A 26,289-nucleotide genomic window follows, 5' to 3' on the forward strand; every position below is an offset into this window, starting at 1 on the left:
GGAGTTCAAGCTGGGAAGGTGAGTACCTATTTTACTTTTCAGCGGGAATCTCTACAGGTACTCCCCCTTAAGGTCGTCTGAAAGCTGGATTTTGAAAAATTTGGATTATAGCAGAATTTTGAAGAAGAGTTGGGCAGGAATTGGTGAAGCATCCTTGATGGAGGTTTCATTAGCGCCTGCTTAACTCTCTATTTTTCATGACAAAAGAATGCTAGATGTCGATAAATAATGGTTTGCAGGTGAGAGGGGAATCTTCTAATGATCGAGTGGCAGGTTGTAAATTCTGTACCACACATATCGAATGATGTGTGTCAAGTTTGGATGTCTAAAACGACTGATATTCAATCATGGCATGTCCGGATGCTCAATGATGATGAACGGAAAAGGTCTCAATCTTTTCGAAAAGATGAAGATAGAATACGATTCATTATAGGCTGTACATTAAGCAGGTTAGTGTTGGCAACACAACTGAATGTGGCTCCCCATCAAGTACCCATAGATCGTACTTGTCCGGTCTGTCATGAACCTCATGGTCGCCCGCGATTACCTTACGGTTTGCCACAATGGTCTGTTTCACATTCTGGAGATGTTATTCTCGTTGCTTTTACCAGGGATGCGCCAGTTGGTGTTGACGTTGAATGGATCAATCCTGATTTGGACGTCATCCAAATGGCGGATGGGGTACTCACAGAGAAGGAAATATTACACCTATTGCAAATGGCGTCAAACGATCGCATAAGAGGTTTTCTAACCTATTGGACAAGAAAGGAAGCCGTTCTCAAAGCAACGGGGGAAGGCTTAAAAATTCCGACATTGAACGTGACTGTATCTGGACCTCAACAAACACCGCGGTTGCTTGCTTTCGACGGTCGATCAGATCTTTTGGATAATGCTATACTGCGTGATTTGACCGTAGATTTAAACTATGTAGCTGCTCTTTCTATTTTCAGCAAAACTCCAAAAAAAATCGAGCAATATGATGCAAGCATGCTCATGCAGAAAGGCTTTGGCTGGCAAGATTACTACAGTTCATAGATCTTGCTAGCCGGCGGCTTCTTACCTAAAGGAACTATTAGAGTTTTTTTCTCAACATGAACGAGGGAAGAACGTTATATTGTTAGCTTCAATGGGCTGCAAAAAAAGATGGGGGCATCAATCGAATGGATGGGTAGATGTCATTTTCGATAGGAGAAAAGAAGAGCCGAAAATGTTGCTAGAGAAGTGGATGTCTCATGACAAAAATGGTTTCAAGAGATTGATTTTTTATTGAAGTCTCTGTTAACGGTGATGGTTGATTTTCAAGAAATGAAAAACCACATCGTAAGGTGGTTTTTGTTAGTCTTTATTCAACTATGGTAATCGTTAGCGTACCACTTAGGAATTACACAATTGAAATTATCATGATCTTTTATAACATCCAGAGAATATTTTAACAATACCTCGTATTGTTCACGACTTCGTCCCATCCCCCAGACAAGAGCCGAAACAATATGCATGGCACTGTATAATGCATATAACTCCCAGAACGATTCGTTTAAAACTTGATTTTCATGATAACCATCAATTATCCCTTTTGTGAACTCAATACTAACTTGTTTTGAGAAAAATCCTAATTTATGTAAATCATGAATTGGGTCACCCCAATCCATTCTTTGGAAATCGATAATTCCTGAAAAAGACTTATTATTTATCAAAATATTTGAAGGATGAAAATCATCATGTTGAAACTTGCTAGGTCTACCTTTCATCAAAGTTTCATTCTTTTTTATATAAGTTTCAAGCGTTTCCTTTATGTTTTCATCTAAATTAATTTTCTTTAATTCCTTCAGGTATTTATCACTCTTTTTTTCTTAATTGAGTACCAAGATGGATAACCTAAAGGTGCTGAAAAGCCTTTAACTCTTTTCCTGCAAGAAAACCCGCAGAATATTGTTCTTTTGCCGTTAAATCTTTTAAGGCGACCTCAGCATCAATTTCAGGAAGATATGTAAGTATCATGTAAGCCATATCAATATCTTTTAAAGTACCGAATTCTATTCCTGTTGGTACATAGTTTGAATAAGTTGCTAATTTATTTATACAGTCAAATTCTTCTTTTCTATTTTGTTTATCTTCAATAGAAAAAAGCCTTAAAAGATACTTATCATCGATTACATATTTTTTATCATGTGAAAATCCTTTGTTAAGCTCAACAATACGATTTGCATTTCTTAAATATGAGATCTTTTCTTTAATGTAATTATCCAATACATCACTTCCCTTTGGATTTTGGTTCCATTTTATCATTAAATTCCATCTTTGTAGACTTCGAAATCAATTTTTATTCGACTAAACTGCTCGTAGCCATCCATGCCATCTTGGCACCCCGGAGTAACGAAGAATTTCTATTCTTTCACGTAAGACGCCCATATCGTGCTTACGACACCGGCAAATGATGAAAAGACTAATTTTCAAGAAAGAGACATTGCGGCAATCAGTCATCCACTACTCAAGATGATGTATCGTCTACTTATGTGAAAAGAAAAATATCAAGAGTTTAGAGAAGAATGCTACGAACAAAGACGATTAGAAGCAAAAAAGAAAAAGGCTGTAAAAAGCCTTCAAAAAATTGTGGTTTCCTAGGTCACAAGAAATCGAATAACACATGGGGAGTTTTTAAAAGCGATTTTAAGGATTCCCTAATTCCATATGGCCTAAATTTCAGGGCGGCCTTATTGAAAAAGCAAATCCAGTGTTTATAGATGCAAGTTGCAGGGAGTCCAATATGTCAAACTTTTTACGGCTTAAAAAGTAATGAAAAAGCAATGGCTCATTTAAACCATTGCTTTTCATAGATTAATTGATTACACGTACGGCTTTCACAAAACGTTCTTTCCAATAAGAAGAATTAATCGATACATAAGAAACGCCTTTGGAAGTTGCAGCATTTAACATTTGGCCGTTCCCCGCATAAATTCCAACGTGATTGATCGTTCCATTGAAGTCTGTATCAAAGAAGATTAGATCTCCTTTTTGAAGCTGACTTAAAGAAACCGGCGTGCCAACTTGTGATTGTGCTGCTGAGCTGCGAGGTAAAGAAATTCCAGCCTCACTAAATACCCTCATAGTAAAGGACGAGCAATCAAATGCATCTGTGCGAGATGGACTAGCACCATATAAATATTTAGCACCTAAATATTTTTCACCAATTTGAATTACCCGATCAGCCAAAGAAGAATTCACAGCTTTTGTGTTATTTTCAGAAGATGTGGTAGATGCCGCTGAAACAAGAGTACGTTCAGAGACTCTTTGATTTGAAGAAGACACTGTTTCTGGTTTAGTTGTTGGTTGTGCGTTCACTGTTTTTTGTGAAGATGGCAGTGACTTTTGAACAGGAGCTTCTTTTCCAGCAACTTTAATAGATTGTCCTGCCCGAATAAGATTAGGATTCGTAATTTCCGGATTTAAAGCGAGCAATGAACTAACTGTTGTATTAAACATTTTAGCGATGCCAGAAAGAGTATCTCTTTCTTTCACTATGTAATAACCATTAGCACCTGATTCCTTAGTAACAGGAGCTGAAACCGACCCAGACAAACGAATGGTTTGCCCAACATTAATAAAATTTGGATTAGAAATTTGGGGATTCATCTTTAATAACGCATCAACAGTTGTATTAAATTGCTTTGCAATTTTACTTAAAGTATCATTAGCCTTCACTACATATGTATCTTCTTTTTCGTTAACTTTTAATATTTGTCCAGGGAAAATAAGATCAGAAGTTAAATGATTCATTTGTTTTAATGTTTCTACAGTAGTGCTGTATTTTTTCGATATTTTCCAAAGCGAATCGCCTTTTTGGACGGTATAATTACTAGCAAAAGCAGTTTGGCCAGCTAATAAGGAACTTATAATTGTACCTGTAAGAATAAATGATTTTTTCATTTTGTACCCCCCAGGATGTTGATACTCATTCTATACTAACGCCAACCATTATATTAAAAAAAAATTGCTGATCTATAACAAAAAGAATAAGAAGTGGTTACAAATATATTACGGTTGCATTACAAGTTAAAAATATTGTTTTGCTCGCAGTATCTTTTTCTCGTATTATACATTTTAACCAAGAAGAACCTTCACCTTTAAATGAAGCGTAAGTGGCAGATGGATTATAATATAAAGAAGTGACGTTGGTTTTTGAAAATAGCAATTAAAAGAGAAGGGGCTCTAGTATTATCCCCTACAGGCAGATGGTAAAAAAGAGGACATTTCATATGATGTTCTTAAGAGTCTACTTGGGAGGGGATTTTTTTATGGCTAAGAAAGGGCAACTCTTTCACTCCTATTCGGAAAATCTTAAATGAAAAGTCGTTCGTTTGAAATTGGAGGAGGACTGTACTGGTCTTATCGGCAGCACTGTGAACACTTTGGAATAAAGAATGATGCGCAGATTGCACAATAGGATGAAAAAAGTTTGAATGGCGAGTTTTTTGAAGAGCAACGAGGAGTGTGGAATTGCAAACATTTTTCGGGGTTAGAAAAGAGGAAAGTGTTTATTTGAAAGCGCTAAAAATAGTGAACATGAAAGCGGAAAGGTTTCGTATGAGAAAACATTCACTGGCATGACTACTAAACATTTGGAGGGGGCAGAGTCTGGATACAACAAGTAACGCAAGAGCGAAAGAACATATATTAACTATTCGTAAGTTACATCTGTACTTTGAATATAAACGAATGACGAGGGCATTATCCAGAGAAGGGATTGCTGTGAATCATAAGCGTGTGCAGCCTTTAATGAGAGACTAGGTATCAAATCGGTAATTTGCAAGAAACGAAGAGGATCCGTGGTATTTCCTCAAGTTCTAAGCCGCGAATTCTATGCTGAGAATGTTCGTAATAGATATTATTTATGTGCGTGTTAGAGACACTTTTGCTTACTTGTCTGCGGTGGAAATGGTCGTGTGGGCGGAAATGATCTTGAATTGGTAGTACATACATTTAAACAACTGGATGGGAAGCCGTCAGGGAAGAATGTTCTCCTTCATTTAGATCAAGGGCAAAATTGTATGAAACAGATTCAAGGAAGACATTTTCGAAAAGGGAAGGGTCATGATTTATGCACGTATCGTGTGTTTAAAGATAGAAAAGTTGCTTTCGTGCGCCAAAAAATGAAGGCTATTCAAGAGTATATTCATTTTGACAATCATAGTCGCTTTCAAGAAAAATTGAACAGCCTTTCCCCGATTGAATATCGAGAAAAGGCCGCAGCTTAATGTACTTGACAGGATTGTGTGCACAATTAGGGCCAGAGATACTCTATCGCTGAAATTATATACAATGCCCAATGCAAATTGCCATGAGGAATGCGATCATGATTTCCAATTTGGTTTTCGAATCGCAATGTTTGACGAGATGTCCCTTCTTTTAGGGGGAATTATTTGTATAAATTAATCAACTATCTCTGCCAGAAATACCTTATACTGAAGGACAATTTTGGAATATTTCTTTAAAAAGTAAATCACAATTTTGTATTGCGAAAATTCAAAAAAAGGAATGAAAGCGTATACATCAGGTTGTTTACTGGTGCTACAATGAACGTAGAGAGAGGAGGGATACAGTGATACTAGATGTCAGAAGTAGCCATCTCTTAAGAGAGGTGATGAAGAATCCAAATATTAGCAGTAAAGAATTAGAGAAGAAATATCAGTTAAGCCGTAGACAGATTGGATACAGTTTTGAAAAAATAAATATATGGTTAAAAAGTAAAAATATACCTGCGATTGAACGGACGAATAATGGTTACTTTCTTATCGATAAAAGTTTAAAATCTAGGATTAGTCTTGATGAAGATTTTAGATTTAGATATGAGAATTTAAGCGAATTATCCAAAATGCAACGAGTAAACATGATTTTGCTCATGTTATTAAGCAAAAATGAAGAGCTTTCATTAGCCCATTTTACGAGCGAATTAAAAGTAAGCAAAAATACTGTAATGGATGACTTGAAAAAAGTAAAGAAAATAGCTGATGATTCTGGTCTTGAGTTTCGGTACTCACGAAAACATGGCTATTTAATAGAAGGAAAAGAGTTCAACATTCGCAAGTTACTGATATCCACAATAGACAAGATTTTGAAAATGGATCAAGGAACCGAACGAGTAAGACGAATTGCTCAGTTATCAGATGAAGAAATAATGGAATTTAGAAGAAAGATTGAACAAGTGGAAAAATCATTAAATTTGAAGTTTACCGATGAAAAGATTGAGATCATGCCTTATATTTTAATTCTGATTTTAAGAAGAATTAGGCAAGGAATGCAAATTGGCTCATTTTATATCAATTATAAAGAAATTTCGGATACAAAAGAATATTTGGCTACTGAGGAAATTCTTCATGATTTTAAAGATGTTCCAGAAGAAGAACGTCTCTTTATCACACTGCATCTACTCACAACGAATGTACATTGGTCAGAAGGGTTAACAGAGGAAACGATTCCAAATTTAGTGCAAGCGCTGGACGAAATGCTTGTACTTTTTGAAAAAAATACATGCATTTTTTTGAAAGATAGAGATCAGCTACTTCGTAAATTGCTTCTTCATATGAAGCCAGCATATTACCGGATTAAGTATCACTTAACAGAAGCTAACGATATGTATGAAATGGTTAGCCAGGATTTTAAAGAGCTTCATCATTTAGTGAAAAAGTCTATTCAACCGTTGATTGACTTAATTGGATGTGACATCCCAGAAAGCGAAGTCGTTTACTTAACGATGTTAATCGGGGGATGGCTTACACGGCAAGGGGAAAATATAAGTAAAAGAATGAAAGCAGTAGTCGTTTGTCCTAAAGGAGTCTCCATTTCCCGATTGATGTTCAGTACACTAAGAGAATTGTTTCCAGAGTTTATCTTTCTGGACTCATTATCAATTAGGGAATTCCAAGAATATTCAATGGATTACGACATTGTCTTTGCGCCAGTATTTTTAGAAACCAAGAAAAAATTTTTTCTCGTGAATTCCTTTCTCGGATACGAAGAGAAAAAAAGATTACGCAAACAAGTCATGCTCGAATTATATGGATATGTGCCAAATGAATTAAACATAGAGGATATATTGGAAATTGTCGAAAAGCATTGTGTGATCAAGGATAGAAAAAATTTATCAAAACAGTTATTGGAGTACATTAATCAAAATCAGACAGCGGAGTTTAGCTATGATCTTAACACAAAAAATCCAAATTTATATGAATTAATAACGCCTTCGATGATTACTTTGCGCCACTCGGTGAATTCTTGGGAGGAAGCGATTGAACTTGCATCACAGCCGTTATTAAAGAGTAATAGTATCACAAAACATTATATAGAAGCCATGATTCAGCGCTGTCACTATGATCCATATATTGTCATTGGCCCGAATACAGCTATTCCTCATGCCGCACCAGATGAAGGAGTAAACGAGATTTCAATGAGTTTGCTCCGGTTAAGGAAAGGAGTAACCTTTGCGGCGGATTATTCGATTCAGTTAGTGATTATTATCGCAGCGCTAGATAAAGATCGTCATCTTCGTGCCCTTACGCAGTTAATGAGGTTAGTAAGGAATGATCAAGATCGTCAGCAAATGATAAATGCAAAATCTGTTTATGAGATACATGAAATCATCAAAAAATATGCAGTTGATCAATAATGCGCGTTTGAACATATCGAGGTGAAAATAGGTGTGTGAAATATACTTTGATGAATCATTAATTTTAAAGGATATAGATGTAAATAGTAGAGAAGAATTGTTAAGAACAATGGCTACCAATCTGTTTAGAAAAGGATTAGTAAAAAAAAGCTTTATCGAAGCCGTTATTGAAAGAGAAAAAACGTTTGCTACTGGTCTACCGACAAATAGCGTTTCTGTTGCTATTCCTCATACAGATTCAGAGCATGTAAATAAAAAAGCAATAAGTGTAGCGGTGTTAAAAGAACCAGTGAATTTTGGGGTTATGGGAGAGATGAACGTAGAAATTCCTGTTCAAATCGTATTTATGCTTGCCATCGATAAGAAAGACTCTCATCTCGTTCTTCTTCAGAAACTAATGGAAATATTTCAAAACGCAGAGGAATTGCAGTTCCTAATAGAAGAAAATAAGACAAACATAAAAAAACGCTTAGCTAACCATTTACAAATATGATAAAAGGGGAGATTAACATGAAGAAAAAACAAGTATTAGTAGCATGCGGAGCAGGGATCGCTACATCTACAATTGTGAATAAGGCAATAGAAGAGATTTGCAAAGAAAACAATATTGAATGTGACATTGTGCAAATTAAAATTACTGAAGTAGGTTCATATGTTGATACAGCCGATCTATTAGTTAGCACAACGATTGTTCAAAAGGAATACCCGTTCCCGGTCATCAATGCACGAGCGTTTTTAACGGGAATTGGACTAGATGAAGTAAAAAAGGAAATATTGGAACAATTAAAAAGATAATCCAAATCAATTTAGCATAACAAAATTTGGATTTCGCGATTTCCTTGTGGAATCCAAAAGTTAATCTTCGGAGGGATTTAAAATGAAGGAGTTTGTTCATGCGTTGCAAGCATTTTTAGGGTTAGGCGCAACTGTTATTTTGCCCATTGCTATTTTCTTACTTGGTTTGCTATTTGGGCAAAAACCTGGAAAAGCTTTTAGAGCAGGTTTAACGATAGGTGTAGCATTTGTTGGAATTTTTTTAGTGGTAGATTTACTTGTAAGCAACTTAGGTCCAGCGGCCCAGGGGATGGTTAAGAGATTCGGAATTCACTTGCATGTCATTGATGTTGGCTGGCCGGCAGCAGCTTCTATTTCGTGGGCTTCTCCAATCGCAGCATTTATTATACCGCTCGGATTGTTAGTAAATGTTTTAATGCTGATCACCAAAACAACGAAAACGATGAACGTGGATATTTGGAACTTTTGGCATTATACGTTCATGGGGGCCATTGTTTACGCTTTATCAGGCAGTATCATTCAAGGGCTAATTGCCGCACTTTTATTCCAAATTGTATGTTTAAAAATTGCTGATTGGACAGCTCCGATGTTGGAGAATTACTTTGGATTGCCAGGAATATCTGTTGCTACCGGAAGTACGGTTTCTTATGCCGTTCTTGGAATTCCGCTGGTGAAATTGATGCAAAAGATTCCTGTCATTAAAAATTTAAACGCAGATCCTGAAACAATCCAGAAAAGATTCGGAATATTCGGAGAACCGATTTTCATGGGGCTTATTCTTGGTTTAGCTTTAGGTTTACTTGCCGGTTATTCCGTTGGCGATACGATTAAAATTGGTATGTCAATGGCAGCGGTTATGGTTCTTATGCCTAGAATGGTGAAAATTTTAATGGAGGGGCTTATGCCTATTTCAGAATCAGCACGTGAATTACTACAAAAGAAATTTGGTGCTCAAAACATTTATATCGGGCTTGATGCGGCTGTTGCGATTGGTCATCCAGCCGTTATTTCAACAGCGTTAATTCTTGTTCCAATAACAGTGGTTTTAGCTGTAATCTTACCAGGTAATAATGTGCTTCCATTCGGTGACTTAGCAACAATTCCTTTTATTGTCGCATTTATAGTCGGTGCTTCCCGAGGAAATATTGTCCATTCTGTGATTATTGGTACCGTTATGATTGCTTTATCACTTTACATGGCCACAGATCTTGCGAATCTTCATACACAGATGGCTATTGATGCTAAATTCCATATGCCTGAAGGAGCAAGCAAAATATCTAGTATCGACCAAGGTGGCAACTTAATTAATTATGTAATCTATAAGTTTTTTGCCTTAATAAACTAATCTTTTTCATTGTATATCAAAAATTGGGAGGAAGGAGTAAAATGAAAGCTTTAGTCAAAAAAGAACTAGGATTTGGAAATTTAGAAATTGTAGATGTGGAAGAACCGAGCGTAGGCAAAGACCAAGTCAAAATATTAGTGAAATATAGTGGGATATGTGGCACCGATATTCATACGTATGAAGGACATTATAAAGTGAAGGCACCTGTTATTTTAGGGCATGAGTTTTCTGGGGAAATAGTAGAAGTCGGTAAAAATGTAACAGAATTTAAACCAGGAGACAGAGTGACGTCAGAAACGACGTTCTACATTTGTGGAAAATGCATTTACTGCCGTTCAGGAGATTACAATTTATGTAGCAGCCGAAAAGGATTAGGCACGCAGCAAAATGGCAGCTTTGCTAAGTATGTCATTGCTAGAAAAGAAAGCATTCATAAGCTTCCTGAACAAGTAGATTATGTATCTGCTGCTATGACTGAGCCGCTTGCATGTGCGTATCATGCAGTTGCGAAAGCGATCATTAAGGAAGGAGATGTTGTTGTTGTTTTAGGTCCTGGACCAATTGGGTTGCTTACGGCTCAAATCGTAAAAACGTATGGAGCGACCGTTATCATTACTGGATTGTCTACTGATCAACTTCGTCTAGAAAAGGCGAAAGAATTAGGAATTGATTATGCTGTTAATATTCAGGAAGAAGACATAAGCAGTATCGTAAAAAGCTTAACAGATGGGTACGGTGCTGATGTTGTTTTTGAGTGCACAGGGGCTATTTCAGCGGTGAATATGGGGTTAGATTTGTTGAAAAAGAAAGGGCAATTTATTCAGGTAGGTATTTTTGCAAAATCTGAGATTTCTATTGACTCAGAAAAGATTATTCAAAAAGAAATCATGATGGTCGGATCGAGAAGCCAGAAACCGAGTGACTGGGAACCAGTATTAGCGTTAATGAATGAAAAGAGAGTAAATGCAAAAGCGCTTGTTACGCATCAATTTAATATTGCCCAATGGGATGAAGCATACAAGGCAATTAAAAGTGGAGAAGCTATCAAAGTGTTGTTAACACCTATCGATTAATGTAAATAACAGTAGCGTCTTAATGAAAGCTAAAGAGATATGCAAAAATAACATTTTATAGCTGTCCAGGAGTTAAATGAGAATGAAAGGCGGGCGGCATTTATGGTTGAAAAGATTCTTGATGTTGTACTTGGACCGTATGGGAGAATGATGGGGGATTTTTATGTTCAGCATCAGATGTTGACTAATACTATTGTTGTAGGTTTAGCATTAGCCTCTAAATTTTATTTAAAACACAAAAAGATATCTACCCAGCCAAATCTTTCTGTTGAGACTGCAGGAGGCAATGAACGCTAAACAGAAAGGATGTAAAAGGTAATGAAAGCGCTAACGTTACATGGAAAAAGAGATGTACGATACGTAGAGTCAGAGGAACCGATTATTGAGAAAAATGATGAAGTTATAATAAAAGTAAAAGCGGCAGGTATTTGTGGTTCTGACTTATCAAGATATGCCAAGTTAGGCCCTTATATTGAAGGCATGGTATGGGGGCATGAGTTCAGTGGTGAAGTCGTTGCAATCGGATCTGACGTCAGCCATGTAAAAATCGGTGACCGTGTGGCAGGATGTCCCACACTTTATTGCGGGAAATGTGAGAGTTGCAAAAAAGGATTATTGTCGCAATGCAAAAAATTAACCGTCATTGGAGCTAGGCATCCTGGAGCATTTGCCGAGTATGTAAAGCTCCCTGCAGAAAATGTACTCCCTATACCCGAAACGATTGATTTTGATACCGCTGCATTTATAGAGCCCTCAGCTGTAGTGGCACATGGGTTTTACCGAACTGCAATACAGCCTGGCTCAGATGTTGCCGTAATGGGGTGCGGAAGTATTGGCTTATTAGCTGTTCAGTGGGCTAAAATTTTTGGTGCTAGTAAGGTGTATGCAATCGACATTGATCATCAGAAATTAAACATTGCCAAAGAAGTCGGTGCGGATGCTGTTATTCATTCAGCAGAAAAATCGGCTTATGAACAGTTAATGGACTTAACGGATGGAAATGGGGTTGATTTAGTCATTGAGTCAGCTGGTTCTCCTGTTACATCTGCTCAGGTATTTGCACTAGCGAAAAAAAGAGGACAGGTCTTGTTTTTAGGCATCCCATACTCAGACGTAAACATCGAACGGTTTTATTTCGAAAAAATCGTAAGAAATGAATTAACTGTACTAGGATCGTGGAATGCGATCTCAGCTCCATTTCCTGGGAAAGAGTGGAGTACAACCATTCAATTCATGGCCAAGGGACAAATTAATGTAAAACCATTAATCACTCATCGTGTCTCTCTTATAGAGGGACCGGAAATTTTTGAAAAAATTATAAACAAAAACGGATTTTTCGGAAAGGTTCTCTTTTATCCAGAAATATCATAATAAATAGCTATTGGTATTTTCAATAATCGAACTGACTCTCGCTAGGAACAATGGTTCCATACAAGCGGGAGTTTTTGATGTTGATACTCTAAGGAAAAAGCATTGTTTCCTATTGTATTGCAAGGATTTTCATTAGAAATCCTTCTGGATTTTATCCAGAAACAGCAACTTATTTGATTTATGTGCAAAAAATAAAGAGCAGCGCGATTCATTCGTGCTATTTATCGGATGTTTAAAAGACGGTACCAAAAGAAAAGGGGTACCGTCTCTTTTTACTGATATCTCTCTAAAACAGAGAAAAACTCTTTCACAAATTCATAAAACACTTTGACGGACGGAGAGAGTTCATGATGATTGGAAAGGATGATGCCGACGTTCCGTTTCACATGGGGGATTTCGATTGGAATTTTCACAGCGAAGCGGGGAGCCGTTTCATAAAAGGCGCTTTCGGGAAGGAGTGTGACGCCGATGCCAGCAGAGACAAGGCCTTTGATCGCATCTAAGTCTTCGCCTTCCGATGAGATGATAGGGGCAAACCCCGCTTGATGGCATGCGTCAAGCACGATTTTATGTAAAATATATCCATCTGGAAATGTCACAAAAGGCTCATTGCGCAGTTCATTCAGTACGAGACTTTGTCTTGTCGCGAGAGGGTGATTACTTGGCAGAAGAGCGGCGAACGACTCGGTAAATAAAATCTCCCCCTTAATCTCCTTTTCATCGGTCGGAACGGGACCGAGAAACGCTAAATCGATCTCCCTTCTTTTTACCGCTTCCATTAAATATCTGTAAGACCCTTGGCGCAAATGGAAAGAGACATTTGGATGTTTTTCTTTAAAAGCCGATATGACCATCGGCATCGTATGGCTTGCTAAACTAGTCGGAAATCCGATTTTAATCGTTCCTCGTTCAGGATCTAAATATTCCTCGATTTGTTGCCTCGCGTAATCGATGGCCTTTAACGCTGTTTCTACGTGAGGTAAAAAATGGCGGCCGATTGGAGTCAGTTTGACATTTCGTCCTTCTCGTTCAAACAGATGCACGCCAAGTTCCGCTTCCAAATTGGCGATTTGTCTGCTGATGGCGGATTGTGCGACATGGAGTGCGTCTGCTGCTTCGGAAACGTGTTCACGTTTGGCTACTTCTAAAAAATATCGAAGCTGTCTCAGTTCCATTTTCTTTCCCCCTATGCTATTAATCGCAAAATGAGATTGATTTAATCTAAATTATATATTGTTTATATCATTTTTGAAAACTACAATTATAAATACGAAGTGTTCGGTAAACGGAATGGGAGGGAAACAAGATGAAACACTACGGATTGCCAAAAGCGCAAGGACTGTATCGTCCAGAATTTGAACATGATGCGTGTGGTATCGGCTTTTACGCTCATCTAAAAGGAAAGCCGTCTCATGACATCGTGAAAAAAGGGCTTCATATGCTTCGTCAGCTTGAACACCGCGGAGGTCAAGGAAGCGACCCAGAAACAGGAGATGGCGCTGGTATCATGGTACAAATTCCGCACGAATATTTCCGAGTGACGTGTGGAACTATGCAGCTTCCGCAAAAAGGACGCTATGGTGTTGGCATGGTGTTTTTGCCGGAAGACGAGAAAAAGCGTATGTATTATGAAACAGAGATAAATAAAATCATTGAAAAAGAAGGACAGACGTTATTAGGATGGCGAACTGTTCCTGTAAATGTCGAAAAACTTGGAAAACTCGCGAAACAAAGCAAACCGTTTGTCCGTCAAATATTTATCGGAGCGAGCGATGATATTCAAGGGGAACTTGCGTTTGAGCGAAAATTGTATGTCATTCGCAAACAGGCAGAAAAGCTCGTTCAAGACAATGAATGTTATTTCGCCAGCCTGTCAAGCCGGACAATTGTGTATAAAGGATTGTTAACGCCTGAACAATTGGATGAGTTTTATGTCGATTTGCAGGACGAGCGATTTCAATCGGCGTTTGCCCTCGTTCACTCTCGCTTTAGCACAAACACGTTCCCTAGCTGGGAAAGAGCACATCCGAACCGCTATTTAATTCATAACGGCGAGATTAACACGCTGCGGGGCAATGTCAACTGGATGTTGGCGCGCGAAAAGCAGTTTGTTTCCGAGCTTTTTGGGGACGATTTGCAAAAAATTACGCCGATTTTAGATATGAATGGAAGCGACTCGTCGATTTTGGATAATGCGTTTGAATTTTTCGTTTTGGCTGGGAAAAAGCTGGCGCATGCGGCGATGATGCTCATTCCGGAACCGTGGTTTTGGGATAACGAAATGGATGAGGACAAAAAAGCATTTTATGAGTATCATAGCTGTCTAATGGAGCCGTGGGACGGCCCAACAGCGATTGCATTTACAGATGGAAAGCAAATCGGAGCGATTTTAGACCGCAACGGCTTGCGACCAGCGCGTTATTATGTAACCAAAGACGATTATATTATTTTCTCGTCCGAAGTCGGCGTGATCGATATCGATCCGGACAACGTGCTGTACAAAGACCGCTTGAGTCCAGGAAAAATGCTTTTCGTTGATTTAGAACAAGGCAGAATCATTTCCGATCAAGAAATTAAAGAAGAAATCGTCAAAGAAAAGCCATATCGTCAATGGTTAAACGAACAAATGATATCGCTAAAAGAGCTGGACGTTCCAGAAAATACGGAGCCGGTCCAAAATCTCGTTACGATGCAAAAAGCGTTCGGCTATACGTATGAAGATGTGGAGAAAACAATCATTTCTATGGTAAATGAAGGAAAAGATCCGACTGGCGCCATGGGGATGGATACGCCGCTCGCCGTTCTGTCAGACCGTCCGCAAAGCTTGTTTAACTACTTTAAACAACTGTTTGCGCAAGTGACCAACCCGCCGATTGACGCGATCCGCGAATATATCGTGACATCAACGATGACGCTCCTTGGCAAGGAAGGAAATATTCTTCATCCAGATGCAACGGCTGCCCGCCGCATTCGTTTAGATATGCCGATTCTTTCCAATGAAGAGCTCGCCGCATTGAAAACAAACCCGTATCCAGAATTTCGATGTGCGACAATTCCAACGTTATTTACCGACGATTTGAAAGAGGCGCTCGATCGCCTTTACGAAGAGGCGGAGAAAGCTATGGAAAACGGCGCGGTGCTTCTTGTTCTGTCTGACCGTGGTGTGGACGAACATCATGTCGCCATTCCGACGCTTCTTGCTGTAAGCGCACTTCATCAATATCTCGTTCGAAAAGGAACGCGAACGAACGCAAATATTATTGTCGAGTGCGGCGAAGCGCGAGAAGTTCATCATTTTGCCGCTTTAATCGGATATGGAGCGGATGTGGTGAACCCGTATTTGGCGCTTGAAACGATTCGCAATGCGGTCGAGAACGGAATCATTTCGGTTTCGTATCACGAAGCGGTGGACAAATATAAAAAGGCGGTTACTGATGGCGTTGTGAAGGTTATGTCGAAAATGGGGATCTCGACCGTACAAAGCTACCGCGGTGCGCAAATTTTTGAAGCGGTCGGCATCGGTGATGACGTCATCGAGCAATATTTTACCGGCACAGCATCGCAAATCGGCGGTATCGGCTTAGCAGAAATCGCCAAAGAAGCAAAACTGCGACACGCGGCTGCGTTCCAAACGACATATCAAGACGAAACGCTCGATCCGGGCAGTGAACTTCAGTGGAGACGAAACGGAGAACATCACGCGTTCAATCCAAAAACGATTCACACGCTTCAATGGGCATGCCGGAAAAATGATTACCAGCTCTTTAAAGAATACTCGAAGATGGCAAATGAAGAACGCATGACGTTTTTGCGAAATTTGTTTGATTTTGATGAAACGCGAACGCCAATTCCGATTGAGGAAGTCGAGCCAGTCGAATCGATTGTGCGCCGCTTTAAAACAGGGGCAATGTCTTACGGTTCGTTAAGCCAGGAAGCCCATGAAGCACTCGCCATTGCGATGAACCGCATCGGCGGAAAAAGCAACAGCGGCGAGGGAGGAGAAGATCCGAGTCGTTACGTTCCCGATGAAAACGGAGACTTCCGCAGAAGTGCCATCAAACAAATTGCATCCGGTCGATTTGGTGTAAAAAGTCATTATTTAGTTAATGCAGACGAATTGCAAATTAAAATGGCGCAAGGAGCAAAGCCGGGCGAAGGAGGACAGCTGCCTGCCAACAAAGTATATCCGTGGATCGGAAAAGTGCGTGGCTCTACTCCAGGGGTAGAATTGATTTCACCTCCTCCGCACCATGATATTTATTCGATTGAAGACTTGGCGCAGCTTATTTACGATTTGAAAAACGCCAATAGGGATGCACGGATCAGTGTGAAACTCGTTTCGAAAGCAGGTGTCGGAACGATTGCAGCCGGCGTTGCGAAAGGAAATGCTGATGTTATTGTCATTAGCGGTTATGACGGCGGTACAGGCGCATCGCCAAAAACGAGCATTAAGCACGCTGGACTTCCATGGGAACTCGGTCTTGCGGAAACGCATCAAACGTTGATGTTAAATGGCCTGCGCGACCGTGTCGTTCTCGAAACAGACGGCAAATTGATGACCGGTCGTGATGTGGTGATGGCCGCATTGTTTGGTGCCGAAGAATTTGGCTTCGCAACAGCGCCGCTTATCGTTTTAGGGTGTGTCATGATGCGGGCATGTCATCTTGATACTTGTCCTGTTGGTGTCGCGACGCAAAACCCAGAGCTTCGTAAAAAGTTTATGGGAGAACCAGAACACGTCATTAATTTCATGTACTTTGTCGCTCAGGAAGTGCGTGAAATTATGGCACAGCTCGGTTTTCGCACCATCGACGAAATGGTCGGAAGAGTCGATGTATTAAAAGTGAGCGAACGCGCGAAAAAACATTGGAAAGCGAAGCATTTGGATTTATCACGCTTACTTTATCGAGTCAATGGACCACGGACGTTTGCTCGTCCGCAGCAACATAAAATCGAAGAAACACTCGATTACAATGAGATTTTGCCAGCAATCGAAACTGCGTTACAACGCAAAGAAAAAGTTGCACTGCATTTTGATATTCGCAACGTTCATCGCGCTGTCGGAACGATTTCGGGAAGTGAAATATCGAAACGATACGGGGAAGAAGGACTTCCAGACGATACGATTCGTCTTCATTTCACAGGATCTGCCGGACAAAGTTTTGCCGCATTCGTTCCAAAAGGAATGACGCTGACTCTAGTTGGTGATGCAAACGACTACGTGGGCAAAGGTCTTTCGGGTGGCAAAGTCATCGTTTGCCCGCCGCAAGAAGCGTCGTTTGCTTCTGGGGATAACGTCATCATCGGTAACGTTGCTTTCTATGGAGCGACAGCCGGGGAAGCATATATTCGTGGACGCGCCGGCGAACGGTTTTGTGTACGAAACAGCGGTGTGAATGCAGTCGTCGAAGGCGTCGGTAATCACGGTTGTGAATATATGACAGGAGGTCGCGTTGTCATTCTCGGTTCGGTCGGAAAAAATTTTGCGGCGGGAATGTCGGGAGGAATTGCTTACGTGCTCGCTGATCAGGAAGAGCAATGGCAAAGAGCGGCAAATAAAGAATTAGTTTTGTTTGAACGTCTTGAAGACGAAGAGGAAATAAATGAAGTCCGCCAAATGATTACGAAGCACTACCAATACACAGGAAGCACGAAAGCTGCTCACCTATTGGACAATTGGGATAAGTATGTCGCAAAATTCGTAAAAGTGATTCCGAGAAACTACAAATTGATGATCGAAACAATTAAAGCAATGAAACAATCTGGTCTTTCTCACGATGAGGCGATGATGGCCGCATTTGAAGCGGTGGCGAAGCAAAAAAAACCAGCAGCAAACGGACGATTAATGCTGGAAGCGGTCGCTAAGTAAAGCGATCGCTTCGCCAACCGTTTTTTATGAAAAAGGAGGGGAAACGATAATGGGAAAAGCAACTGGTTTTATAGAATATGCGCGCGAAGCAGAGAAAAAACGTGATCCGCTTTCCCGCCTAGACGATTGGAAAGAATACACATTTCCGTTTTCCGATGAAACGCTCGCAAGACAAGGCGCCCGCTGTATGGACTGTGGAACTCCTTTTTGTCATATGGGACTTGAATTGAACGGTTTAACATCGGGTTGTCCGATCCATAATTTAATTCCTGAATGGAACGATTTAGTCTATCGAGGCAGATGGAAAGAAGCGCTCGATCGACTGTTGAAAACGAACAACTTTCCAGAGTTTACTGGAAGAGTATGTCCAGCTCCGTGTGAAGGTTCCTGTACAGTAGCGATTTCCGACCCAGCCGTCGCCATTAAAGGCATCGAACGTGCCATTATTGATAAGGGATTTGCGAAAGGATGGATTCAGCCGAGAATTCCGAAAAAACGAACAGGGAAACAAGTGGCGATTGTCGGCTCTGGTCCCGCGGGTCTCGCATGCGCTGATCAGCTCAATCAAGCGGGTCATTCAGTAACGGTGTACGAGCGGGCGGACCGAATCGGCGGATTGTTAATGTATGGCATCCCGAATATGAAACTCGAAAAAGAAATTATCGAGCGGAGAGTCCGACTTTTAGAAGAAGAAGGGATTATATTCGTAACGAATACGGAAGTTGGGAAAGATATCACAGCCGACGAGCTACGCTCTCAATATGATGCCGTCGTATTATGCATCGGCGCGCAAAAACAGCGCGATCTTGCGATTGAAGGAAGAGAACTTGAGGGTGTTCATTTTGCGATGGATTATTTAACAGGCGTGACGAAAAGCTTGCTTGATTCGAATTTTGCCGATGGCAACTTTATCGATGCGAAAGATAAGCATGTCATTGTTATTGGCGGCGGTGATACGGGTGCCGACTGTGTTGCTACTGCCCTGCGACAAAAATGCAAAAGTGTAGTGCAGTTCGGCAAACATCCCGCCTTACCGAAAGAACGGTCAGAAAATAACCCGTGGCCGCAGTTTCCGCTTGTATTTACACTTGATTACGCCTATGAAGAAGCGAAAGCGAAATTCGGCAACGATCCTCGTCAATATTGCATTCAGACGAAAAAAATTGTTGGAGATGAGCACGGGCGAGTCAAAGAGCTTCATACGATTCAAATGGAAAAAATCATCGATGAAAACGGCAAAGCGGTATTCAAAGAAATTCCGGGAACTGAGCAAGTTTGGCCATGCGATTTAGTATTTATCGCCATTGGCTTTGAAGGTCCAGAGCAGCCTATTTTGCAGCAATTCGGGATCGAAACCGTCAACAAAAAAGTCAAAGCGCCGTACGGCAAATACACAACAAACGTCGAAGGAGTATTTGCTGCCGGAGACGCCCGTCGAGGTCAAAGCTTGCTCGTATGGGCGATTCACGAAGGTAGAGAAGCCGCGAGAGAAGTGGACCGCTTCTTAATGGGAACGACGAATTTACCATAATGGATGGGGAGGAGGGTGAGTCAAAAGGTACTAAAAATTTCCTTTTAGGGGTTACCTTCTTCTCTTTTAAAAAAAGAGAATCGCTCCATATGATAAAATTGAAGTGACCAAACAACAACCACCGAAGGAGCGATTCCCTTATATTTCCTCCAATTGATTATAACATGAACCATCCCGTTCTGCGACTAGCTTTAGAAATCCTCAATCCTGAACATCATCTCGCACGAATCGGTGGAACAGCCCGACGATTCCATTTTTTTGATCGAAAAATCGCCTATGGCTTTGAACGGGTTCTCACAGGAGAACTCCAACAAGAGTCATTGGAGTTAGACGAACCATTAGAGCAGAAGCTTGTGATCTCTAAAGAGATCGAGAAACCATGAAGAAGATGGATGAGCAGTTAAAAAAAAGATCTCTTCAATAAAACGCTAAAGAAAGCGAAAAAACAGTTAAAGGAAGACCCTCTCCCGCGGAAACAAAAATATGAGTAAGAACGAAATAGTTTTTCCAAAACGAGGCTCTAGTGTCATTTCCTTGCGGTGGGCCATTCTTGAATTTTAAATCCAACTGTTCCGTTTCCGTTGATGTTACCTTGCTTAGTATATGGATGCGTTACTAACGGAGGAACAAGATCTGTGTCAAACCAGTTTATAACGGCGCTCCACTTGGCAAGCCGATGAACGAGCTTCGTATCTGAAAGCGGTGCTTTTTCCGCCGAATTTAGCACTACTGTACATTCTGCGGCAACCAAAGTTAGGAAATTAATCGGTAAAAGATTATGATAGCTTTCGAGCAGAAGGAACAATAAGAATGTTTATTAAACCCAAATGATCGACCAGAAGTGAACAACATGGAAGAGTTTGTAGATATACTCTTAAAAGTTGGTGTTGTGTTTATGATTATTTTCTCTTTTTTGATATTTGTAAATAGTAGAAGCCGAAAAAAATAACTTTGTAGAATGTTTCTCTAGCATGGTTATTTTAAGGAATGAAAATTTTCCTTCCCTGAATTTTATTTAATTTGCTGAATGATATGTGGGGCAGGTACTGCTCCGTACTGGCGTGTGGATACTCAACTATCCTCAGAAACTTAAACGACTTTTTAAGTTTTTTAAACAATATTTTTGTAAATTTATAATTCAATAACCATTCCTCTTAATGATGCACCTTTTTAATAAAGGTTTTTGTCCGTTCTTCCTTCGGATTATGGAAAAACTCTTTCGGATGACCTTCCTCTACAATGATTCCGCCATCCATAAAAATGATGCGGTCTCCAACTTCTTTGGCAAACTTCATTTCATGAGTGACTAACACCATCGTCATGCCTTCTTCAGCCAATTCGCGGATGACATTTAGTACTTCACCGACCAACTCGGGATCGAGAGCAGATGTTGCTTCATCAAACAACATCGCTTTTGGTTCCATGGCAAGTGCCCGTGCAATTGCCACACGCTGCTGTTGTCCTCCAGATAATTGACTTGGGTAATAGTTCATTCTTTCCGCCAACCCTACCTTTTTTAAATATTTTTCTGCTGTTTCACGAGCGGCTTCTTTTGATTTCTTACGGATTTTCATCTGTGCAACCATTACATTTTCCAGTGCAGTCATCGTTGGAAATAAGTTAAATCGTTGAAAAACCATTCCTATTTCCGTGCGAAGGGCAGCTACATGTTTTTCGTTAAGTTTTTCATTCGGCTTTGCAAAATAATGTCCATCAATCTTAACTGTTCCTGATGTAGGAATCTCTAGAAAATTAATACACCGTAGAAGTGTGGATTTTCCGGAGCCAGAGGGACCAATAATGACTACTTTCTCTCCCTTTTTTACTGTCATATTAATTCCTTTTAAAATTTCATTCGATCCAAATGATTTTCTCAGATCACGCACTTCAATCATCGCATCACACATGCCGGGTCAGCCTCCTTTCCATGATTCGGACAATCTGTGCTAAAGGTAAGCTCAACACGAGATAAGCAAGAGCTAGAATGGTATAAGATTCTATCGTTAAGAAGGTTTGGGAAGCATAAGCCTGTGTGCGGAGTAGCAATTCACTGACTGTAATAAATGCTAATAAGGAAGTATCTTTAATCATCATAATGATGTAGTTTCCAAATGTAGGAAGAGCAATTCTTACTGCTTGCGGAATCACAATCAGCCACATCGCTTGGCGGTTTGTGTAGCCCAGCGCCAAGGCAGCCTCGTGTTGGCCCTTATCGATACTTGTAATAGCTGATCGTATAACTTCTGATAAATAACACCCATAGTTAATTCCAAGACCGATTACCCCCGCCATAAACGGACTCAAGGTAAAGCGGAAAGACGGATCCCATAGTTGACCGACTAGCATAATCAGTAGAGGAACAACATAATACATGTACACTAGTTGAACGAGCAGAGGGGTTCCCCGAACAATTTCAAGTAAAATGACTAAAATTCTATTTAGCAGAACCGATTTTGAAATACGTCCTAAAGCAATTAGCGTTCCTAATAGAAGCGCTAGAGAAAAACCGCACAAAGTGGCTCCTAATACAACTCCAAGACCTTGTATCAAAATCGGGCTGAGTTCACGAAATGCTGTTGAAAAATCTAGTTTTTCTAACAAATTCATATCATCACCTCACATTTTTAAAAGATAGAGAGAATATGGCTCTCTCTTATTGTTCGACAGGAACTACATTATCTTCATTTAAGCCGTACTTTTTCAATACCTTTAAAATAAATCCTTCTTCTTTTAATTTATTTAGCTCTTTATTAATGGTATCTAACAGATCTTTGTCTTCCTTCCGTACTGCCGCAGCAATGTTCCCAGATGCTTGGGCCTTATAAGGAGATACAAGTTTTAGATTTAAAGAAGGGTCTTTTGTAATGCTGTATCCTGCTACTGCACTGTCAGTAATGCAAGCATCAATTTTATTTGTATTTACTGCAAGTAACAGTTCTGCTTGAGAGCCGAACACTTTTACCTCTTTAATTTTTCCTTCTTTATGAAGCTTTTGTGCAAATTCTAAAAATGCCGTTCCTTTTTGGACGCCGACAACTTTGTCTTTTAAATCTTCAATACCTTTAATAGGAGAATTTTTTAAAACAACAAGCGCTTCTCCCTCTTTATACCAAATGTTCGTAAAGCTGGCGATTTTCTCACGCTCTGGTTTGACATACATTCCGTCTGTGACAATATCAATATTTTGGTTATTTAATTCAAGTAATAAATTTTCAAACTTTACTTCTTTCATTTCCACTTTTGGGATGCCAAGGCGTTTAGCGATCTCTGTGATAATTTCCGCGTCAATTCCACTGAATTGCTTCGTGTCTTTATCGATAAAAGCAAATGGGGCATCGTTTGACGAACCGACGACTAATACACCGCGCCTTTTGATTTCATCTAATGTGTTGCTTTTTTTACCTGAAGGAGAAGATGCTGTCTTCTCACCATCGCAGCCAGTAAGCAACATGATGAAAAAGAGCACTGTCAAACATAGAGAAATGTATTTTTTCATTCTGATTCTCTCCTTATTTTTTGGTTAGACTTTATACGAAACAGAACAGCGATCATGTATAAACTTGAAAATCTATTTTATACTTTCTGTCTCTGCGGGCTGACTTAATAGCTCTGTTATGACAGATTCTAAAACATCCAAACCTTCTTCAAGTTGTTCGTCTGTGATAACAAGCGGCACGAGTATGCGAATACAGTTCCCGTATAATCCGGCGCTTAACAGAATGAGTCCTTTTTGTTGTGCCGCGGCGATAATTTTTCCGGTCAGTTCCTTATCCGGCTCTTTCGTTACCTGATCTTTTACGAACTCCATGGCAACCATTGAACCGAGCCCGCGGACATCGCCAATCTGTTTAAATCGCTGTTGCCATGAACGGAAGCGATTTGTTAATACCCGGCCGATTTCCTGCGAACGTTCAACAAGATCTTCTTCTTCAATCATTTTGATTACTTCCATTGCAGCTACGCATCCAAGAGGACTTCCTCCGTACGTTCCTCCGATTTCTCCAGGACCTGGGGCATCCATCATTTCAGAGCGGCCGACTACTGCTGCAATCGGCAAACCGGCACCGAGAGATTTGGATAGCGTCATCATATCGGGTACTACACCAAATTGCTCAATCGCAAACATTGAACCTGTTCGGGCAAATCCAGTTTGAATTTCATCTGCGATAAAAAGAATTCCGTATTTTTCGCAGATTTTCTTTAATCCTTGCATAAAAGCAGCTGATGGAACGATAAATCCACCTTCTCCTTGTATCGGTTCAATGATAACTGCGGCAATTTCATCTGCTGGTGCCTCTGAGAGGAAAAAAGTTTCTAACTGCTGTAACAATTCGCGATCAAGCTGTTCTTCTGTCATTCCTTCCGGCTTACGATAGTAATACGGATAGCCGGCACGGAACGTCTCCGGTGCAAACGGTCCGAATTGGTATTTGTAAGGCTTCACTTTGCTTGTTAAAGACATTGTAAGCAATGTCCGACCGTGATAGCCTCTCTCAAAGGAAATAATTCCTTTTCTGCCTGTATACTTTCTGGAAATTTTCACAGCATTTTCTACGGCTTCCGCACCGCTATTAGCAAAAAACACCTTTTTAGCGTGATTGCCGGGGGTGATTCGCACAAGTTCTTCCGCCAATGCTATGTAAGGCTCATACATCATGACGTTAAAGCAAGTATGAATGTACTTATCAAGCTGATCTTTCACAGCTTGTACAACGCGCGCCGGACGATGGCCAACGTTGAGCGTGCCGATTGCGCCGGCAAAATCAAGAAATCTATTGCCATCAATATCTGTCAGCAATGCTCCTTCTCCATACTCCGCAAAGGATAGCACCGTATTGAATGGGCCGCGCGCAACAACCTTCTCTTTACGCTTTAATAACGCTTGAGATTTTGGTCCCGGTATAGCTGTTTTCATTTGAATATGCGACATATTGTATCCTCCTTTTGTATACAAAAATTGTATACATTGTATTCTAAAAAAATTTAAGTAGTATTATATTTCGCAATAATTTCATGAATCTAGAGTGAACGATTAAATTTTTTTGTAAAGTCAATATCTCGTATAATGGAAGGAATATGAAGGTGAGAGAGTTGTGTTGCACGATTATAGTCACGATTGCAAATAGCCTTATATAAAGCCTCATGTTCCTCATATACGTCACAGGAATGTGTATCAGAGACATCATAAAAAGTGAGAATGATATGTGTTAAAGAAATAATTTTGCGAAGACATTCAATTAAGTACGGATTTCCAGAAGCTTCAATAATGCTCATATGAAACTGTTCAATAAAAGGAAGGGCCTTATGCGGTTCATGTCTCTCATAGCATTCTTTTTCTTTCTCCAGCATCTCCGCCATCATTCGCAAATGTTTAGGAGTAGCATGGATAGCTGCCAACGCTGCAGCTTCAGGTTCCAGTATCTTCCTTACAAAAAAATCTGTTCTGATTCTTTCGGAGTTGGACAGTATACAAAAGCTCCGCGATGCGGAATCATTTTCACTAAAGAATCATATTTGAGACGTTGCAATACTGCGCGAATAGGAGTTCGGCTCACGCCAAATGCTTCTGCTAATGAGCTTTCAATTAATTGTGTTCCAGGTGAAAGGTCAGCATTAAAAATGGCATTCCTTAAAATTTGATAAATATGTTCTTCACCTATTTTTGTATGAATCAATAATTCCTCCTTTTATACTGCGATTGTCGTAACAATTTCTATAGATGCATCTTATCATAGTTTTGACATAATGAAAGGGAATTTGTCAGAACTCTTGACAATATTTTTGAATTATCAGAATTTTTTGGATGAATAAATCATGGAAAGCATCCAGGTCATAATAAATTGTGCAAAAGCAGACAGCTATGTCCAGATAATCGAACAGTTTACCGGATTATTAAAGATCGCAGAATAGAAAGTTAAAATTGTGCGATTTGTTGCAATGAAAGTTCTCGTATTGCCAATCGTTTTTTAATAGACAAATAAAGAGTTCACCACCTACCTTGGAACGTTTATCCAAATTATCGAAAGTTCTTCTATTATCAAAAATCTTATGAATAACTAACTAATAAAAAATATACAATTGCCAGAAAATTTATGATGAGTCAATAAAAAATAATGTTAAAAATTAAATGCGTTAATTATCTGGAAATAGGAAGGTGTCTCTCTGTAAGGATAGACCTTTCATGAAGAACGTACACCAGTTCTGTTTTCGAATCGATAGGAAACGCGTCATGAAGAAGCATTCTCTTAAAAGTGGTAAACGAGAATACATGAAGAGAAGATGTTTTTGATATAGCCACTTAATTAAAACATAGATAATAAAATCGGCGAATAACTGATTGTAACTGGATTTGGTGCTGTCCCATAGGTCAAGTACCTGTCATGTTCTCCGAGAACTTACGCCAATTATGACGAGGGAAGATGAGAGAAATCAATATACCATATCTTTGATGCCCTCGTGATTCGTCTGAAGCTGGAGAACCGGCTGAAGACACAAGGTCAAAGAAGAAGCAAAATATCTGTACATAGCGATGTCGGCATGCTGCGTGATGTTTGTGAACAATATGGTACATAGATTGGAGTTGATTGCGATGGGAAAATCTCGCGCCGTGAAGGGAATATTCTCTTTTATTAGACAGCCTAAAGG

The 26,289-nt window shown here is 39.8% G+C and carries 23 protein-coding genes and 1 pseudogene; 13 read left to right on the forward strand and 11 right to left on the reverse strand.

Annotated elements, in window-relative coordinates:
* The first annotated feature begins 258 nt into the window (after window positions 1–258).
* On the forward strand, window positions 259–1,035 hold the full coding sequence (locus tag ISX45_RS04590) for a 4'-phosphopantetheinyl transferase family protein (RefSeq protein ID WP_194520076.1): 777 nt from the start codon (window positions 259–261) through the stop codon (window positions 1,033–1,035).
* A gap of 311 nt (window positions 1,036–1,346) precedes the next feature.
* Here ISX45_RS04590 and ISX45_RS19425 read toward each other — a convergent pair whose 3' ends face one another.
* From ISX45_RS19425 to ISX45_RS04600, 3 genes are all read right to left on the reverse strand, one after another.
* Window positions 1,347–1,829, reverse strand: a complete 483-nt coding sequence (locus ISX45_RS19425) for an aminoglycoside phosphotransferase family protein (protein WP_228485694.1) — start codon at window positions 1,827–1,829, stop codon at window positions 1,347–1,349.
* A gap of 46 nt (window positions 1,830–1,875) precedes the next feature.
* Window positions 1,876–2,286 (reverse strand): hypothetical protein, encoded by a 411-nt coding sequence (locus ISX45_RS19430; RefSeq protein WP_228485627.1) that lies wholly within the window; start codon window positions 2,284–2,286, stop codon window positions 1,876–1,878.
* 549 nt (window positions 2,287–2,835) lie between these two features.
* The gene (locus ISX45_RS04600) at window positions 2,836–3,924 is read right to left on the reverse strand and encodes a C40 family peptidase (protein ID WP_194520077.1); all 1,089 of its coding nucleotides are present in this window, start codon (window positions 3,922–3,924) and stop codon (window positions 2,836–2,838) included.
* Between the two features lie 368 nt (window positions 3,925–4,292).
* Here ISX45_RS04600 and ISX45_RS04605 point away from each other — a divergent pair.
* The 9 genes and pseudogenes from ISX45_RS04605 to ISX45_RS04640 all read left to right on the forward strand — a co-directional run.
* A pseudogene (locus tag ISX45_RS04605) lies at window positions 4,293–4,991 on the forward strand (IS3 family transposase); the annotation flags it as partial.
* A 156-nt stretch (window positions 4,992–5,147) separates the two neighbouring features.
* Entirely contained in the window at window positions 5,148–5,252 is a 105-nt protein-coding gene (locus ISX45_RS19435; protein WP_407649748.1) for an IS3 family transposase, read from the forward strand.
* Between the two features lie 344 nt (window positions 5,253–5,596).
* Window positions 5,597–7,660: a BglG family transcription antiterminator gene (locus tag ISX45_RS04610; RefSeq protein WP_194520078.1), complete on the forward strand. Its 2,064-nt coding sequence runs from the start codon at window positions 5,597–5,599 to the stop codon at window positions 7,658–7,660.
* 31 nt (window positions 7,661–7,691) lie between these two features.
* Window positions 7,692–8,153 (forward strand): PTS sugar transporter subunit IIA, encoded by a 462-nt coding sequence (locus ISX45_RS04615; RefSeq protein ID WP_194520079.1) that lies wholly within the window; start codon window positions 7,692–7,694, stop codon window positions 8,151–8,153.
* A gap of 17 nt (window positions 8,154–8,170) precedes the next feature.
* Window positions 8,171–8,455 carry a PTS sugar transporter subunit IIB gene (locus ISX45_RS04620; protein ID WP_194520080.1) on the forward strand — a complete coding sequence of 95 codons (285 nt, stop codon included), beginning with the start codon at window positions 8,171–8,173 and terminating at the stop codon, window positions 8,453–8,455.
* 82 nt (window positions 8,456–8,537) lie between these two features.
* Window positions 8,538–9,800, forward strand: coding sequence for a PTS galactitol transporter subunit IIC (locus ISX45_RS04625; RefSeq protein WP_181556784.1), 1,263 nt, complete (start codon window positions 8,538–8,540; stop codon window positions 9,798–9,800).
* 41 nt (window positions 9,801–9,841) lie between these two features.
* Window positions 9,842–10,873, forward strand: a complete 1,032-nt coding sequence (locus ISX45_RS04630) for a zinc-binding dehydrogenase (RefSeq protein ID WP_194520081.1) — start codon at window positions 9,842–9,844, stop codon at window positions 10,871–10,873.
* A gap of 102 nt (window positions 10,874–10,975) precedes the next feature.
* Window positions 10,976–11,170 (forward strand): hypothetical protein, encoded by a 195-nt coding sequence (locus ISX45_RS04635; protein ID WP_181556786.1) that lies wholly within the window; start codon window positions 10,976–10,978, stop codon window positions 11,168–11,170.
* 21 nt (window positions 11,171–11,191) lie between these two features.
* Window positions 11,192–12,244 carry a galactitol-1-phosphate 5-dehydrogenase gene (locus ISX45_RS04640; protein WP_194520082.1) on the forward strand — a complete coding sequence of 351 codons (1,053 nt, stop codon included), beginning with the start codon at window positions 11,192–11,194 and terminating at the stop codon, window positions 12,242–12,244.
* Between the two features lie 272 nt (window positions 12,245–12,516).
* On the opposite strand, the gene ISX45_RS04645 is transcribed toward ISX45_RS04640, so the two are convergent.
* Window positions 12,517–13,419, reverse strand: coding sequence for a glutamate biosynthesis transcriptional regulator GltC (locus ISX45_RS04645; RefSeq protein WP_181556788.1), 903 nt, complete (start codon window positions 13,417–13,419; stop codon window positions 12,517–12,519).
* Between the two features lie 131 nt (window positions 13,420–13,550).
* On the opposite strand from ISX45_RS04645, the gene gltB reads away from it, so the two are divergent.
* From gltB to ISX45_RS04660, 3 genes are all read left to right on the forward strand, one after another.
* Window positions 13,551–18,113 carry a glutamate synthase large subunit gene (gltB, locus tag ISX45_RS04650; RefSeq protein WP_194520083.1) on the forward strand — a complete coding sequence of 1,521 codons (4,563 nt, stop codon included), beginning with the start codon at window positions 13,551–13,553 and terminating at the stop codon, window positions 18,111–18,113.
* 49 nt (window positions 18,114–18,162) lie between these two features.
* A complete protein-coding gene (locus tag ISX45_RS04655) occupies window positions 18,163–19,644 on the forward strand; it encodes a glutamate synthase subunit beta (protein WP_194520084.1) in 1,482 nt (493 codons plus the stop codon).
* 164 nt (window positions 19,645–19,808) lie between these two features.
* Complete coding sequence (locus tag ISX45_RS04660; RefSeq protein ID WP_181556900.1) at window positions 19,809–20,027, forward strand: hypothetical protein; 219 nt, start codon at window positions 19,809–19,811, stop codon at window positions 20,025–20,027.
* Window positions 20,028–20,170: 143 nt separating this feature from the next.
* Here the strand turns inward: ISX45_RS04660 and ISX45_RS04665 are convergent, their stop codons facing one another.
* From ISX45_RS04665 to ISX45_RS19440, 7 genes are all read right to left on the reverse strand, one after another.
* Entirely contained in the window at window positions 20,171–20,371 is a 201-nt protein-coding gene (locus tag ISX45_RS04665; RefSeq protein WP_194520085.1) for a hypothetical protein, read from the reverse strand.
* A 427-nt stretch (window positions 20,372–20,798) separates the two neighbouring features.
* A complete protein-coding gene (locus ISX45_RS04670; protein WP_194520612.1) occupies window positions 20,799–21,539 on the reverse strand; it encodes an amino acid ABC transporter ATP-binding protein in 741 nt (246 codons plus the stop codon).
* A 4-nt stretch (window positions 21,540–21,543) separates the two neighbouring features.
* A complete protein-coding gene (locus tag ISX45_RS04675) occupies window positions 21,544–22,251 on the reverse strand; it encodes an amino acid ABC transporter permease (RefSeq protein ID WP_194520086.1) in 708 nt (235 codons plus the stop codon).
* Window positions 22,252–22,297: 46 nt separating this feature from the next.
* Complete coding sequence (locus tag ISX45_RS04680; protein WP_194520087.1) at window positions 22,298–23,140, reverse strand: ABC transporter substrate-binding protein; 843 nt, start codon at window positions 23,138–23,140, stop codon at window positions 22,298–22,300.
* 72 nt (window positions 23,141–23,212) lie between these two features.
* Window positions 23,213–24,574 carry a 4-aminobutyrate--2-oxoglutarate transaminase gene (gabT, locus tag ISX45_RS04685; RefSeq protein ID WP_194520088.1) on the reverse strand — a complete coding sequence of 454 codons (1,362 nt, stop codon included), beginning with the start codon at window positions 24,572–24,574 and terminating at the stop codon, window positions 23,213–23,215.
* 89 nt (window positions 24,575–24,663) lie between these two features.
* Entirely contained in the window at window positions 24,664–25,041 is a 378-nt protein-coding gene (locus ISX45_RS04690) for an FCD domain-containing protein (RefSeq protein ID WP_267240198.1), read from the reverse strand.
* Window positions 25,042–25,070: 29 nt separating this feature from the next.
* The gene (locus ISX45_RS19440; protein ID WP_228485628.1) at window positions 25,071–25,319 is read right to left on the reverse strand and encodes a GntR family transcriptional regulator; all 249 of its coding nucleotides are present in this window, start codon (window positions 25,317–25,319) and stop codon (window positions 25,071–25,073) included.
* Between the last annotated feature and the right edge of the window lie 970 nt (window positions 25,320–26,289).

Origin of the sequence: Thermaerobacillus caldiproteolyticus (genome assembly GCF_015326725.1) — a bacterium.
Taxonomy (GTDB): domain Bacteria; phylum Bacillota; class Bacilli; order Bacillales; family Anoxybacillaceae; genus Thermaerobacillus; species Thermaerobacillus caldiproteolyticus.

Excerpts from the sequence above, each read along its gene's own strand:
- ISX45_RS04590 (WP_194520076.1), top strand. The coding sequence starts at position 259 with ATGATCGAGTGGCAGGTTGTAAATTCTGTACCACACATATCGAATGAT.
- ISX45_RS19430 (WP_228485627.1), bottom strand. The coding sequence starts at position 2,286 with ATGATAAAATGGAACCAAAATCCAAAGGGAAGTGATGTATTGGATAAT.
- ISX45_RS04600 (WP_194520077.1), bottom strand. The coding sequence starts at position 3,924 with ATGAAAAAATCATTTATTCTTACAGGTACAATTATAAGTTCCTTATTA.
- ISX45_RS19435 (WP_407649748.1), top strand. The coding sequence starts at position 5,148 with ATGAAGGCTATTCAAGAGTATATTCATTTTGACAATCATAGTCGCTTT.
- ISX45_RS04620 (WP_194520080.1), top strand. The coding sequence starts at position 8,171 with ATGAAGAAAAAACAAGTATTAGTAGCATGCGGAGCAGGGATCGCTACA.
- ISX45_RS04625 (WP_181556784.1), top strand. The coding sequence starts at position 8,538 with ATGAAGGAGTTTGTTCATGCGTTGCAAGCATTTTTAGGGTTAGGCGCA.
- ISX45_RS04630 (WP_194520081.1), top strand. The coding sequence starts at position 9,842 with ATGAAAGCTTTAGTCAAAAAAGAACTAGGATTTGGAAATTTAGAAATT.
- ISX45_RS04635 (WP_181556786.1), top strand. The coding sequence starts at position 10,976 with ATGGTTGAAAAGATTCTTGATGTTGTACTTGGACCGTATGGGAGAATG.
- ISX45_RS04640 (WP_194520082.1), top strand. The coding sequence starts at position 11,192 with ATGAAAGCGCTAACGTTACATGGAAAAAGAGATGTACGATACGTAGAG.
- ISX45_RS04645 (WP_181556788.1), bottom strand. The coding sequence starts at position 13,419 with ATGGAACTGAGACAGCTTCGATATTTTTTAGAAGTAGCCAAACGTGAA.
- gltB (WP_194520083.1), top strand. The coding sequence starts at position 13,551 with ATGAAACACTACGGATTGCCAAAAGCGCAAGGACTGTATCGTCCAGAA.
- ISX45_RS04655 (WP_194520084.1), top strand. The coding sequence starts at position 18,163 with ATGGGAAAAGCAACTGGTTTTATAGAATATGCGCGCGAAGCAGAGAAA.
- ISX45_RS04660 (WP_181556900.1), top strand. The coding sequence starts at position 19,809 with ATGAACCATCCCGTTCTGCGACTAGCTTTAGAAATCCTCAATCCTGAA.
- ISX45_RS04670 (WP_194520612.1), bottom strand. The coding sequence starts at position 21,539 with ATGATTGAAGTGCGTGATCTGAGAAAATCATTTGGATCGAATGAAATT.
- ISX45_RS04675 (WP_194520086.1), bottom strand. The coding sequence starts at position 22,251 with ATGAATTTGTTAGAAAAACTAGATTTTTCAACAGCATTTCGTGAACTC.
- ISX45_RS04680 (WP_194520087.1), bottom strand. The coding sequence starts at position 23,140 with ATGAAAAAATACATTTCTCTATGTTTGACAGTGCTCTTTTTCATCATG.
- gabT (WP_194520088.1), bottom strand. The coding sequence starts at position 24,574 with ATGTCGCATATTCAAATGAAAACAGCTATACCGGGACCAAAATCTCAA.